This window comes from Bacillus sp. 166amftsu, assembly GCF_900107445.1.
Lineage (GTDB): Bacteria > Bacillota > Bacilli > Bacillales > Bacillaceae_G > Bacillus_A > Bacillus_A arachidis.
Genome location: NZ_FNQA01000002.1, coordinates 424,035 through 436,956, shown reverse-complemented (window position 1 = coordinate 436,956; position 12,922 = coordinate 424,035). Strand labels below are relative to the sequence as shown.

General features: G+C 34.2%; 15 protein-coding genes. 3 read left to right on the top strand and 12 right to left on the bottom strand.

Annotated elements, in window-relative coordinates:
- Window positions 1-49: 49 nt before the first annotated feature.
- From dat to asnB, 6 genes are all read right to left on the bottom strand, one after another.
- Complete coding sequence (gene dat / locus BLV40_RS09000; RefSeq protein WP_090689137.1) at window positions 50-925, bottom strand: D-amino-acid transaminase; 876 nt, start codon at window positions 923-925, stop codon at window positions 50-52.
- A gap of 133 nt (window positions 926-1,058) precedes the next feature.
- Entirely contained in the window at window positions 1,059-2,018 is a 960-nt protein-coding gene (locus BLV40_RS08995; RefSeq protein WP_026594306.1) for an ABC transporter substrate-binding protein, read from the bottom strand.
- Between the two features lie 190 nt (window positions 2,019-2,208).
- On the bottom strand, window positions 2,209-3,189 hold the full coding sequence (locus BLV40_RS08990; protein WP_090689134.1) for an N-acetylmuramoyl-L-alanine amidase: 981 nt from the start codon (window positions 3,187-3,189) through the stop codon (window positions 2,209-2,211).
- A gap of 101 nt (window positions 3,190-3,290) precedes the next feature.
- Window positions 3,291-3,620: a hypothetical protein gene (locus BLV40_RS08985; protein WP_026594304.1), complete on the bottom strand. Its 330-nt coding sequence runs from the start codon at window positions 3,618-3,620 to the stop codon at window positions 3,291-3,293.
- 56 nt (window positions 3,621-3,676) lie between these two features.
- Window positions 3,677-4,036, bottom strand: coding sequence for a GNAT family N-acetyltransferase (locus BLV40_RS08980; RefSeq protein ID WP_090689132.1), 360 nt, complete (start codon window positions 4,034-4,036; stop codon window positions 3,677-3,679).
- 93 nt (window positions 4,037-4,129) lie between these two features.
- Window positions 4,130-6,031 (bottom strand): asparagine synthase (glutamine-hydrolyzing), encoded by a 1,902-nt coding sequence (asnB, locus tag BLV40_RS08975; protein WP_003197399.1) that lies wholly within the window; start codon window positions 6,029-6,031, stop codon window positions 4,130-4,132.
- Window positions 6,032-6,249: 218 nt separating this feature from the next.
- On the opposite strand from asnB, the gene BLV40_RS08970 reads away from it, so the two are divergent.
- Complete coding sequence (locus BLV40_RS08970) at window positions 6,250-6,717, top strand: Hsp20/alpha crystallin family protein (RefSeq protein WP_026594302.1); 468 nt, start codon at window positions 6,250-6,252, stop codon at window positions 6,715-6,717.
- Window positions 6,718-6,768: 51 nt separating this feature from the next.
- Here BLV40_RS08970 and BLV40_RS08965 read toward each other — a convergent pair whose 3' ends face one another.
- Window positions 6,769-7,353, bottom strand: coding sequence for an SCO family protein (locus BLV40_RS08965; RefSeq protein ID WP_026594301.1), 585 nt, complete (start codon window positions 7,351-7,353; stop codon window positions 6,769-6,771).
- Window positions 7,354-7,698: 345 nt separating this feature from the next.
- Here BLV40_RS08965 and BLV40_RS08960 point away from each other — a divergent pair, with 345 nt between their 5' ends.
- Window positions 7,699-8,676 carry an MBL fold metallo-hydrolase gene (locus tag BLV40_RS08960; RefSeq protein WP_090689129.1) on the top strand — a complete coding sequence of 326 codons (978 nt, stop codon included), beginning with the start codon at window positions 7,699-7,701 and terminating at the stop codon, window positions 8,674-8,676.
- 176 nt (window positions 8,677-8,852) lie between these two features.
- Here the strand turns inward: BLV40_RS08960 and BLV40_RS08955 are convergent, their stop codons facing one another.
- From BLV40_RS08955 to tatA, 4 genes are all read right to left on the bottom strand, one after another.
- Window positions 8,853-9,695 (bottom strand): DegV family protein, encoded by an 843-nt coding sequence (locus BLV40_RS08955; protein ID WP_035415791.1) that lies wholly within the window; start codon window positions 9,693-9,695, stop codon window positions 8,853-8,855.
- Window positions 9,696-9,847: 152 nt separating this feature from the next.
- Window positions 9,848-10,099, bottom strand: a complete 252-nt coding sequence (locus BLV40_RS08950) for a DUF2535 family protein (RefSeq protein ID WP_026594298.1) — start codon at window positions 10,097-10,099, stop codon at window positions 9,848-9,850.
- Window positions 10,100-10,253: 154 nt separating this feature from the next.
- Window positions 10,254-10,997 (bottom strand): twin-arginine translocase subunit TatC, encoded by a 744-nt coding sequence (tatC, locus tag BLV40_RS08945; protein ID WP_026594297.1) that lies wholly within the window; start codon window positions 10,995-10,997, stop codon window positions 10,254-10,256.
- Window positions 10,998-11,043: 46 nt separating this feature from the next.
- Window positions 11,044-11,208, bottom strand: a complete 165-nt coding sequence (gene tatA / locus BLV40_RS08940) for a twin-arginine translocase TatA/TatE family subunit (RefSeq protein WP_026594296.1) — start codon at window positions 11,206-11,208, stop codon at window positions 11,044-11,046.
- Between the two features lie 191 nt (window positions 11,209-11,399).
- Here tatA and BLV40_RS08935 point away from each other — a divergent pair, with 191 nt between their 5' ends.
- Window positions 11,400-12,056 (top strand): PAQR family membrane homeostasis protein TrhA, encoded by a 657-nt coding sequence (locus tag BLV40_RS08935; protein WP_026594295.1) that lies wholly within the window; start codon window positions 11,400-11,402, stop codon window positions 12,054-12,056.
- Between the two features lie 35 nt (window positions 12,057-12,091).
- On the opposite strand, the gene BLV40_RS08930 is transcribed toward BLV40_RS08935, so the two are convergent.
- A complete protein-coding gene (locus BLV40_RS08930) occupies window positions 12,092-12,811 on the bottom strand; it encodes a lysophospholipid acyltransferase family protein (protein ID WP_026594294.1) in 720 nt (239 codons plus the stop codon).
- Window positions 12,812-12,922 lie beyond the last annotated feature (111 nt).

The window sequence follows — 12,922 nt, the reverse complement described above, 5'->3', positions numbered from 1 at the left end:
TACCACAAAAAAAAGCTGGAAGAATACCAGCTCCTCTTTCCTTTCACGTTCAATTAGTAACTTTAAAAGGTGCAATACTCTCCTCATAAGAAGCTTGTAACCGCTTCGTAACTGGCCCCCTTTCTCCATTACCAAATTGCTCGGCTCCTATTTGAATGACAGGAAATATTTCAAGAGGTGTTGCGGTAAAAAAGCATTCATCTGCTTCGTATACTTCTTGTAATGAAAACTCGCGCTCTTCTACTTCAATATGTAGGGCTTTTGCTAATGAAATGACATGATGACGAGTAATCCCATGTAAAATAAAATGATCTGCAGGGTGTGTAATCACCTTATTATTTTTTATAATAAAGAAATTTGAATGACACCCTTCTGTTACAATCCCATCTCGAACTAATATTGCTTCTTGATACCCTTCTTCATTAATTTTATTCTTAATCATAATATTAGGTAGTAGATTTAAAGATTTGATATGGCAAAATTTCCAGCGAATATCTTCTTCCACTGTTACTTTGATACCCTTTTCCATAGTAGTAATTGGTCTTGGGAATGGTACAATATTTGCAAAGTACATTGGCTCTAAATGAGATTTGTATATATGATTTCTCGGCTGCACGCCTCTTGAAATTTGAATATACACATTACCATCTTCTTGAAATTGATTTTTCTCAATTAATTGATGAAGTTGCTGAATTAATTCTTCTTTTGTAAAGGGTGGAACAAGATGAATTTCCTTCATAGATTTAAAAAATCGCTCTAAATGTAAATCTAGCAAGTGAGGTTTCCCGTTGTATAAACGAAATACTTCATATATCCCATCCCCAAATTGTAGACCTCTCTCTTCTAATGCAACCATTGGCTGTTCTTCCTTGGTATTTACAATTTTACCATTAAACAAAATCCAATCTTTGTGAGCACCATTCATCATTTCTTCACTCCTTTACTTTTATTAATTCCATTTTACAACTTTCCCCTGTTTAACAGAAAGAATTTTCTGTTATTTGAGACTTAAAAAACACATCACCCTTTAAATAGTGATGTGTTTTTCTCTACTTTACCTATTTCAAAAAGTATTTTTCAATGTCATCTAGCATAAGGTTCGCAGCTTTAATGCCGCCAGCTGTATTCCAAATAACTTCATCTACTTCAAATACTTTATTATTTTTGGAAGCTTGTAACTGTTTAAAGAGTGGGTCTTCTGTCCATTCTTTCGCTATTGTATTTCCTTCATTCGATTTCTTAGCATCTTTATCGGATGTGAAATAGAATAAGTAGTCTCCATCCATATTCGGAATTTGTTCTTTTGTAACACCTTTTATCGCAAAATCATCCTTATCTTGAAGTGGTGGTCTCTTAAATCCAATATCATTTAAAACTACACCAGAGAATGAATTCTTTTGATAAATACGAACGTCACCTGGAACGAATCGAATGATTGAAACTTTAGATTCTACTTTATCTCCTAGTTTCTCTTTTATTCCTTCAATACGCTTCTTATAATCACCAAGAGCTTTTTGCCCTTCTTTTTCTTTATTTACAGCTTTTGTGTATAACGTAAAGTTTTCTTTCCAATCTCCGCGCAGTGTTTCAGCATAAACAGTAGGTGCAATCTCTTTTAATTGTTCATATACTTTTTCATGACGCATTTTATTCCCAATAATTAAATCAGGCTTTAGTTTCATAATTGCCTCTAAGTTAACATCACGCTCAGTTCCTACAACTTTTGTATCTTTCAATTCTTTCGCTACATGTGGATACCATTCATCACCAGCTCTTGGTTTTGTAGAACCAACCGGTGTAACTCCGACCGCTAAAAGTGCCTCCGCGCCTTCATTTGTTAGGACAACCACTCTTTTAGGTGTCCCCGTAATCGTTGTTTCTCCCATCGCATGCTTAATTACATACGAATCTTTTCCTTTTGCTTCATTCGTTTCTTTCTTCTCTTCTTTGCCACACCCTGCAATCATAACCATTAACATTACGATGCAGAGCATAAAGATATTTTTAGTTCGAATCATACTTCCTCCTAGATGAAATTGATTATCATTGACATTTTAAAGGTTAATGTATTGGATAAATGTTGTCAATATATTTTAAAAAACTTTTCTAGCATATATTTCCTCAAAAAATCCCTCCCTCTAAATTCTTCTGACTGCAAGACATTCGAGGCAGGGTATTATTCGATTCTATTCATAATCTTTTCATATTTTAATATTGATCATATTTGATATAAGATGGATCATTATATATCCACTGATTTCCTCCTAGGTTTAGCCAACCATTTTGGTTTGCGTATACTAAATAGGATTCTGGATAATTTAACTGCCGGATTACTGCTGATGATGTCGATGGACCACTTCTTAAATTTACGTTCGTTCCTAGAATATTTGCCACTCCAATCGGGCTTCCATCACTATTCCCGTATTTCACGTAATCAATATATGATGGATCATTATATATCCATTGGCCTGCGCCTAAATCTAGCCAACCGTTACTTTCTTGATAAACTACATAGGATTCTGGATAATTTAACTGACGAATTACTGGGGATGATGTTGATGGGCCGCTTCTTAAATTTACGTTCTGCCCACGGATATATGCCACCCCTTTTGTTTGAGGAGTCGGATTTGGAGGATTTTGGTTTTCCGTTAACCCTAAAATTGCAGCGATTCCTTTTGCATACGCTTGACATAGATCTTCTATAAACTGCGGATTTTTTAATAAATTTGCATCAAAGGTTGTATCAATAAATGCTGTTTCTGTTAATAATGCATCCATAGTCGTTTCCCTTAGTACTGCGTAATTGGCCTTTTTCGCACCACGATCATGCAAACCGTATTTTGTTAAAACAGGATTAACTGCCGCATGCATCTTTTGTTGTTTAGCTGCTGCAGAACTACTATCTGATAGTCCATTATAAATATAACTTTCAAAACCTGTTCCGCCGCCGCTATTAATATGAAATGAGATGAAGTAATCTGCTCCGAAAGAATTAGCAATATTGGCACGTTCTGATAACGGGATAAAGACATCACTATCGCGTGTCATCTTAATATTAATTGTATAATTTGCAAGTAAAATATCTCGAACACGCTTAGCAATTTGAAGTGTTAAATCTTTTTCTTGCAAACCGTTACCAACAGCACCGGAATCGTATCCACCATGACCTGCGTCTATAACTAATTTCATATGCCATTTCCTTTCTGTATTTAATAGAGCATATAATTATGCTCGTCCTATTTTATGTACAACATAAAAAGTTGGTTACAAAACAAATAAAAAAAACCCCCTTATGTAAGGCGGTTTCCATCATCTCGATTAAGCCAATTTAAAATAAATATGTACGACTGATAATGAACATGTCGTATACAAAACAAACAAAATAAAATAGCTATTCCAATGCCACTATATATTAAGCCAAACTTCAAAAAAATATTTAACATTGGCGGAAAATTTATCGTATTTTGCAATAAATATAAAGTGAAAAACAAAATAAAAAATACGGGAATGTATTGCCATTCATACGGCTTGCGTTTTTTACGCATCATTTTCCGAATGAAAATTTGGCAAAGTTCTGCCACAACAAAACACCCCCCTATTAGTAAAAAACCCGACGTCATCGTCATACATCCACCTGCCTTATATTCATTTCTTATCTCAGGTATCCTTTTTCCTTCTAGAAGCGCTTCATGTATATTTCACCATTCCATATAAAGCCGAGTCCCTCTGTAAAAGATTTAGCTTGTTCAGTTAGATCTCCTTTTAGTACCTGGATATCTTTTATATCTCTATGCTTCATCATTTCTTCAAATGTAAAGTAAGCATTTGTTCCATATCCGTAACCTTGGTAATCAAAATGAATAATTAAATTAGATAATACAGCGTGTTCACCTTGTACTGTATAATCCATTACACCAATATATGTATCATCAATTTTTATACAATATTGAACTTTCTTCCTATTAAAACCATGAGAAGCAAACATTTCTTCAACAACTCTTTTTGTCTCTGTATTCACTTTTTCAAACGTAATCATATGTTGTCCACCCTCTTACTATTAGTGTATCAAGCATAATACATATTTATGAAAAAAACCTTAAGGTCGTATATGACCTTAAGGTTTTTCTACTTAAACTAAGCTATACGCACGCTTTGTTTCTTCATGAAACTCATTTGTATCGTATTTATGCTCTACATAAATTTGATGCCATACCATAAACGCAAGTACTGTCCAAATTTTACGGCTATAATCACCTTTATCCGCACAGTGTGCTTCCAGTAAGTTTAATACGTACTGTTTGTCGATTAAATGCTCTGTTTTACTTTCTTTAATAATATTAACAGCCCAATCATGCATTTCATCTTTTAACCAGTGACGAATTGGTACTGGGAAGCCTAGCTTTTTGCGATCTAATACATGATCTGGAACGATTCCTCGCACTGCTTCGCGTAAAATTGCTTTTGTTGTCCCATTTGCAATTTTTAATTCTGTTGGAATTTTAGACGCAACGTCAAACACTTCTTTATCTAAGAACGGTACACGAAGTTCTAATGAATTTGCCATCGTCATTTTATCAGCTTTTAATAAAATGTCGCCACGTAGCCATGTAAACATGTCGATATATTGCATTTTGCTAACATCGTCATAATCCTTAATTTCATTGTACAATGGTTTCGTGATATCCATATAGTTTACACTTTCATTGTAATACTTCATTAGCTCAGCTTTTTCTTCTTCACGGAAGATTTTCGCATTACCATAGTAACGTTCTTCAATTGGTGTACATCCACGCTCTAAGAAGCTTTTCCCTTTAAATCCTTCTTTAAGCGCACCACTTAATGCTTTTAAAACGCTTTTCCCTGGAGTAGGGATGTAAGAGAACATTTTTAAAGAATTTGGCTCGCGATAAATGTTATATCCACCAAACAGCTCGTCTGCACCTTCACCAGAAAGAACTACTGTTACATGCTTACGAGCTTCCTTTGCAACGAAGTACAATGGTACAGCAGCTGGATCAGCTAAAGGATCGTCCATGTGCCAAATGATTTTTGGGAATTCATTCATGAATTCTTTTGCTGTAATGAAGACACTATGGTTTGTTACACCTAGTTTTTCTGCAGTTTCTTTTGCAACATCAACTTCACTGAAGCCGCGGCGTTCGAAACCAACAGAGAATGTTAAAAGATTTGGATTCATTTCTCTTGCAATAGAAGCAATGATAGATGAATCAATACCACCAGATAAGAATGAACCTACTGGTACGTCACTACGCATATGCACTTTTACAGAATCGTACAATACATCACGAATCGCTTGAATGTGCTCCTCTTTTGTTGCACTTGAAGCATTGAAATACGGTTTCCAGTAACGATGAATTTCCATTTCTTTACCGATTTCTTTTACGAAATAATGACCAGGTTCAATTTTATTAATATCAACAGTTAGTGTTTCTGGCTCTGGTCCATATTGGTACGTAAAGTAATGTTGCAATGAAGTTGGGTTTACCCCTTTGTCTTGCATTACATGCATAATACTTTTCTTTTCAGAAGCAAAGAATGTTGTATCACCTTGCTGCGCGATATATAGTGGCTTAATACCGAAGTGGTCACGTGCACCGAAAAGTTTCTTTTCTTCACGATCCCAAATCATAAATGCAAACATACCACGTAAGTAATCTACACATTTTTCTTTCATATGTGCATACAATGCAATGATAACTTCTGTATCAGATTGTGTTGCAAATGTTGCGCCTTTTTCAAGTAACATTTCACGTAATTCTACATAATTGTAAATTTCACCATTAAAAATAATTACATATCGATCATTTTCATACGTTAGTGGCTGATGTCCTGCCTCTAAGTCAATGATACTTAAACGGCGGAAGCCAAATTGTACATGTTCATCACGAAAATATCCTTCGTCATCTGGACCACGGTGGAAAATAATCGTGTTCATATTTTCAAATTGATGTTTTTCTGTTTCTGAAAACTCTCTAGGGTTTTCACATAAACATCCTACAAAACCACACATTCTTCTTACCCTCTTTCAGTTTTCATTCTGTTTCTATACTACTATATCAACCCTATTTATACTAGCATAATCAACTCAATATGGCGATAAAAACTATAAAAAAATCACTCCATTTCACATTTTACCCAATTTTTTTGAACAAACATGAAAAATAGGCACTCACATTTGCACACATTTGTCATATGATATTGCAAATTGATTTCTAGGAGGCAAAAAACATGAGTGATGAAAAAAAAGATTCTTCGTCTCGTCCACCAATTCGTAGTTACTTAAAGCAAATCGATGATTTTTTTGAACAAACACCATTGCGTGATGTAATTGCAGATATGAATCACTTTTTTCAAAAAGGAAACCGTTTATTAACATTTCCTGTAGACCTATATGAAGCTGGCGAAGACCTAGTCATAAAAGCAGAACTCCCAGGCGTTCAAAAGGAACAAATCCAAATAGAAATTCAAAGCGAATACTTAAAAATCTCTGTTACGGAAGATTTCATGGAAGAAACAAAAGATGAAGTTTCACATAATTACTATCGCCGTGAGCGCTCCATGTCAGGAGCTTCTCGCATGATTAAACTTCCATATTTAATTGAGAAAAAAAACGCAAAAGCTTCCTATCAAAATGGCATTTTAGAAATCCGCGCTCCAAAACTTCCACAACAGCACGACATTTTATCGATAGATTAACCATTATATATTTTTCCATATACAAAAAGAAGGATGCTCAGCATCCTTCTTTTATTTCAATAACCGTTCCATATCACGTAAAATATCTTCATATGGTGTATTGCTCATTCCGCTATACTTTTTCATTACCTTACCTTCTTGATCGACTAAGAAAAATGATGTTCCGTGGATAACTTGCCCATTCTCTGGTTTATCTACAAGTGATTGGAAATTATCCTTTGAGAATTTCTTGATATCTTCTAATGAGTACCCTGTTAGCAAGTTCCAATTACTTGTATCTTCTGTGAATTTTTGTATAAATGTTTTCAAATTCTCTGGCTTATCAAGTTCAGGGTCTACACTAAATGAAACGAATTGCACATCTAGCTTTTTCTCTTTTGCCATCTTCTGCAACTTTGCCATATTCGCAGTCATTGGAGGGCAAACCGTTTGACAATTTGTAAACATAAAATCAGCCACCCATACTTTTCCTTTTAAATCTTTTGTTCCAAACTGTTTACCGTCTTGATTTATGTATTCAAAAGTTTCTAAATCCCAATTTAATGGTTTACGGAGTTTTGACCCTGAGCCGCATCCTGCAAGTATAAAGAAGCAAAAAACAACTATGAGACCAATCAGCTTTTGATAACGCTTCATTTTCAAACCTCTCTTCTCTTTCTTTAATTTATGTATGACATGCTTATCATAACAAAAGTAAACACTATGAGAAAATTGTTTATCGCATTTGTTCACGAAATCGTACGAATTTAGGTATGTTACTTCCTATTTTTGAGCGAATTACTAGACAATTATTTCATTGTTTACTAATATCATTCCCTTCTTACTTCTTTACATAACGATTTTCAATAAGTCACTCACTTTGTAAAGATGGCCGCACTATTTTTTTACAATTTTTTAATCGACGATCAATTTTTCTCACTTTTTTCCTTTACAACATTTCGGTACAATACAACTACAGAGATTTTAAATGAGGTGATGTTCATGGTAAAACGGTATGAAAACATGGATAATGTTAGTACAAAAAAACCAATTCGTTCCTTTTTACGTTGGCGTAAAGAACGAAAACAAAGCAAAAAAGATTTTTCTTATTTAGTAGAACAATCACCTGTCAAGCATACTCAGTTTTTACGAACGAACACTAAAAAAACAACGATTACATGGATAGGTCATTCAACATTTCTTATACAAACGAATGGACTCAACATTTTAACAGATCCAGTATGGTCAAACAAAATAAAACTTGTGCCAAGGTTAACGAATCCCGGCCTTACATTACAGGAATTGCCCCAAATTGATATTGTCCTTATTTCACACGGTCATTATGATCATTTAGATTTTGCCACACTTCGTCAATTGAATTCAGATGTTCTATACTTAGTACCTACTGGATTAAAAAAGTTATTTACAAAAAAAAAGTTTCTGCGAGTAGAAGAATATAATTGGTGGGAATTCACAAAAATTAATGATGTAGACTTTCACTTCGTACCAGCGCAGCACTGGACGAGAAGATCATTGTTTGATATGAACACTACCCACTGGGGTGGGTGGGTTTTAAATAATGGTACAACAGATGAAACGATTTATTTTTGCGGTGATAGCGGCTATTTCCGAGGATTCAAAGAAATTGGCAACCAATTTTCTATTGATATTGCCTTAATGCCTATTGGTGCATACGAACCAGAATGGTTTATGAAAGTATCACATGTTTCTCCAGAGGAAGCAGTACAAGCTTTTCTAGATGTAAAAGCAATGCATTTCATCCCAATGCATTACGGTACGTTTGCACTTGCTGATGAGACGCCTAAAGAGGCAATTACACGACTTCGTAATAACTGGAACTTACGTATGTTACCGTGGGACCAACTTCATGTATTGTTTCTTGGGCAGACATATATTTCGACCCCATCCAAAAATAAGAAAAAAGAGCATACTCAAGCGTTCAAACATCTTAATGTATAACAACTTTTTTTGAAAATACATTATATAGAGAAAAAACAAAAAGGGTGTTTTCATGGAAAAATATTTACAAAAACGTTGCATCATTAGCGGAAGCGCCTTGATTACTCTTCTTATCTCATATTTTCTATATTAGTAAAAAAAAGCTACTTGAATGATTTCATTCAAGTAGCTTTTTTTTACTCTGCTAAATACATAAATCCAATTGCGCCTGGTCCTGTATGAGTACTAATAACTGGAGTTGTATAAAAAATTTCTGATTGTGTAAACCCACTAATTTTTTCAACAGCTGCTTTTACGCTTTCTGCTAGGGGAATTGCTTTTGCATGAGGAATAGCAACTGCCTTTATTACTTTTCCTGCCGTCTCTTCTTCAAATAGTTTGGATAATGTTTTTACGATTTGTCCTTGACTACGCACTTTTGTTACAGGATTATATACACCCTCATCTAGACTAGCAATCGGTTTAATATTCAATAAAGAACCAATGAATGCTTTTCCTTTTCCAATACGTCCACCTTTTACTAGATTTTCTAACGTATCCACAACTACATACAAACGAGTATTCTTTCTTACTTCATCAAGACGATTTAAAATATCTTCTAACGAGCGCTCCTCTTGAGCCATTTTCGCAGCTTCAATTACTTGATATGCTAAAGCATGTGTAATAAATTGAGAATCAACAACAGTAACTTTTGTTTCTGTCATTGATGCAGCACTATTTGCCGTTGCAACTGTACCACTCATTCCACTTGTCATATGTATAGAAAGTACCTGACTGCCATCTTCTCCTAGCTTTTCATACATTTCTACAAATGATCCCATAGCAGGTTGTGATGTTTTTGGTAATTCTTCTGATTTTATCATTTCCTCAATAAATTCATCAGGTTGTAAATCTACACGATCTAAATATGTTTGTCCATTTACAGAAATAGATAATGGGATAACATGAATATCATATTTCTCAATCACATCTTGTGATAAATCTGCCGTTGAATCTGTTACAATTTTTATTTTTTGCATATTTTTTTCTTCCCTTTCCAATACGCTCTCCTTGTTATTATACTAGTATTCACAATGCTTTCAACAGTTTGAGCTTATTTTCGACAAAATTCTTTGGTTTTTATGCCCAAAAAGAAAATGACAGAGCACATTTGCCCTGTCTCTATTTTAGATTATGCATTTTTTTCAAGTGAATTTGTTTGATACACATTTGAATAATCATTCCACTTTAAGCAACTTTGTAAATATTCGCGAAAAGAGTATGAGAATCTCGGTTGTTTTTGTTTTTGAATTTTAGCAATAAATAGTTGAAGACGTGACTGAATTAGAAATGCTAACGGATGTTGTGCGTGTAAGACAGGGATTTCAAATATTTTGACACAATTCCCTGTTGAATGGGTGAAATAAAAACTTTTCATGATCACGATATCAATCCTCTTTTTTGTTGGATTTATAACTTTAGTATAAACTTACATTGGTGAAAAGTTTGTCTAAATTTCGGGGATTCCACAATTTTTTTCTTCTTTATATTGTATACGATTACAAGTATAGTATAACAAATATATTAAAAAAGTGCCTTCATAATGAGGCACTTTTTGATTCTTTATTCATTTCTCGTTTCATTTTCCTCTTATACACAAACTTTGATGCTGTAATACTTAATTCATAAATTACAAGAAGAGGTACCGCTACTGAAAAATCAGAAATAAAGTCTGGTGGCGTAATACAAACAGCAATTACAATTAAAATGAAATATGCGTATCTTCTCACTTTTTGTAGTGCTATCGGATTGAGAACTCCTATGCTTGTTAAAAACATTGCGATGACGGGAAGTTCAAAAATCACTGCAAACGGTACAGTCATATTCATAACAAATGAAAAGTACTTATCCGTTGTAAACATTGTCTGAAACATATCCTCACCGAGACTCATTAAAAATTGTAAAATAAATGGCAAAATAAGAAAATAACCGAAACAAAGTCCTCCAATAAACAATAAAAATAATGCCGGTATATACAGAATTGTCATTTTTCGTTCATGTTCATGTAATGCTGGCTTTACAAATAGCCAAATTTGTAAAGCTGCAACTGGTATTGTACAGACAATTGAAAAGACAGCTGCAATTACAAAATAAATCCATAAAATATCACTCGGACCTAAAACAGTTAATTTCATATTCAAATCTTTTACGATAAAATTATATATTTCTTTCGTAAATGAAAAGCCAATGACAATAAAAATCAGAAACGTCAGCGCTGTTATAATGAGTCGCTTCCTTAACTCTCCAAGATGTTCTATGACACTCATCTCTTGATTGTTCATTCTTCTCACCACATTCCCCATTCACTATACGGCATAGAAACAAAATTTATTTTTTTTCATCTGTATCATCGTGTAAACCTTTTGCAGACCTTTTAAACTCTTTTAATGTCTCCCCAAAAGCTCGTCCAATTTCAGGTAACTTTTTTGGACCAAAAATAATTAAAGCGAGTACTAAAATTAATATCAATCCTGGAACCCCAATATTTGGCATATGACTTCCCCCTTAATCTCACTTAATTTTATTTTGTCAAAAAAGTTTGTAAACGTCAATGTATCCGCTGTCTTTTGTCAAAAAAATTTGAAAATATAATCACTTAAACAATTTTCATTTTCTATTTCTTTTGTATATGATAAGGTAAAGAAAATACATCTTATTTCATTAACTGAGAAAGGATTTAAACCATGGCGCAAAAAATAACACGAATGACACAGTTCGTCAAAGAAGAGATTGCTAATGCGATTACCCATGGCATTGGTGCTATTTTAAGCATTCCTGCCCTTATCATATTAATTGTTCATGCTTCGAAGCATGGCACAGCCTCTGCTGTTGTTGCATTTACTGTTTACGGTGTGAGCATGTTTCTACTATATTTATTTTCTACGCTATTACATAGCATCCATCATCCAAAAGTAGAAAAATTATTTACGATTTTAGACCACTCTGCTATTTACCTATTAATAGCTGGCACCTATACACCGTTTTTACTTATTACACTGCGTGGCCCACTTGGTTGGACATTACTTGCAATTATTTGGACGCTTGCTATCGGTGGAATTATCTTTAAAATTTTCTTTGTACGCCGTTTTATTAAAATGTCAACACTGTGCTACGTCATTATGGGCTGGCTCATTATTGTCGCTATCAAACCACTTTATGAAAATTTAACTGGGCACGGATTCTCACTATTGTTAACCGGCGGGATTTTATATTCAGTAGGGGCTATATTCTTTCTTTGGGAAAAACTCCCCTTCAACCACGCGATTTGGCACCTTTTTGTATTAGGTGGTAGCACAATGATGTTTTTCTGTGTATTGTTTTATGTATTGCCTGTTGCATAAAAAAATCTCAGCTTGAACAAGCTGAGATTTTTTTATTACTTATGTAGTTGAGCTGCAATAATATCTTTCGTATATTGCGTTAATTCTTTTACATCCATACTTGCGTATTGTTCAGGTGTAATTGGTTTGGAAATGGTTACCGTTGCATGCGCAGGCTTCATGCGGTTTCCATTTGCTTCAAACATCTTATATGTCCCATCTAATGTTACGGGTAAGATAGCGACACCAGACTTTACCGCAAGATGAAAACTCCCTGCTTTAAATTCTCCCATTTCACAGCCCTTGCTGCGTGTTCCTTCTGGAAAAATTACAATCGAATGACCATTTTTTAAAAGTTCAATTCCGTCTTTAATGGCTTGAAGAGACTGACGACGATTACTACGATCCATAAATACACAATTCATCAATTCCATCCAAGTTGGTACAAGCGGAAATTTCTTAATTTCTGCTTTTGAAACAAATCCAATTGGTTTATTTAAGTACCCAAGTAAAACGGGAATATCCATGTCACTTTGATGATTACTTACAACAAGTACAGGCTTATCTTTTGGCACATTTTCAAGTCCGTTTACTTGTACAGTCGATCCGGCTACACGAACCATTTTCTTACCAAACCAGCTTGTTGTTTTATGCACAAGGCGATCTTTTTCTTGTGGCGACATCGTATTTGCTTTACGCTTTATACGCCATAGCCTCGGTGTAATACCAATTACAATTAAGATTAAATAAAAGATTTTAAAAAACGTTTGAATCATATAGAACCCCCACCTATTATCTTTCCGTTATTAATTATACTAGACAAACGAAGGAAAAAGAAGAAAAAATGTCCAAACGACAAGCGTTTGGACATTTTTGAGTTTTCTATA

Coding starts and splice junctions, on each gene's coding strand:
- tatC (WP_026594297.1), bottom strand. CDS start 10,997: ATGAACAATCAAGAGATGAGTGTCATAGAACATCTTGGAGAGTTAAGG.
- BLV40_RS08930 (WP_026594294.1), bottom strand. CDS start 12,811: ATGATTCAAACGTTTTTTAAAATCTTTTATTTAATCTTAATTGTAATT.
- BLV40_RS08960 (WP_090689129.1), top strand. CDS start 7,699: ATGGTAAAACGGTATGAAAACATGGATAATGTTAGTACAAAAAAACCA.
- dat (WP_090689137.1), bottom strand. CDS start 925: ATGAATGGTGCTCACAAAGATTGGATTTTGTTTAATGGTAAAATTGTA.
- BLV40_RS08965 (WP_026594301.1), bottom strand. CDS start 7,353: ATGAAGCGTTATCAAAAGCTGATTGGTCTCATAGTTGTTTTTTGCTTC.
- tatA (WP_026594296.1), bottom strand. CDS start 11,208: ATGCCAAATATTGGGGTTCCAGGATTGATATTAATTTTAGTACTCGCT.
- asnB (WP_003197399.1), bottom strand. CDS start 6,031: ATGTGTGGTTTTGTAGGATGTTTATGTGAAAACCCTAGAGAGTTTTCA.
- BLV40_RS08980 (WP_090689132.1), bottom strand. CDS start 4,036: ATGATTACGTTTGAAAAAGTGAATACAGAGACAAAAAGAGTTGTTGAA.
- BLV40_RS08995 (WP_026594306.1), bottom strand. CDS start 2,018: ATGATTCGAACTAAAAATATCTTTATGCTCTGCATCGTAATGTTAATG.
- BLV40_RS08985 (WP_026594304.1), bottom strand. CDS start 3,620: ATGACGTCGGGTTTTTTACTAATAGGGGGGTGTTTTGTTGTGGCAGAA.
- BLV40_RS08955 (WP_035415791.1), bottom strand. CDS start 9,695: ATGCAAAAAATAAAAATTGTAACAGATTCAACGGCAGATTTATCACAA.
- BLV40_RS08990 (WP_090689134.1), bottom strand. CDS start 3,189: ATGAAATTAGTTATAGACGCAGGTCATGGTGGATACGATTCCGGTGCT.
- BLV40_RS08970 (WP_026594302.1), top strand. CDS start 6,250: ATGAGTGATGAAAAAAAAGATTCTTCGTCTCGTCCACCAATTCGTAGT.
- BLV40_RS08935 (WP_026594295.1), top strand. CDS start 11,400: ATGGCGCAAAAAATAACACGAATGACACAGTTCGTCAAAGAAGAGATT.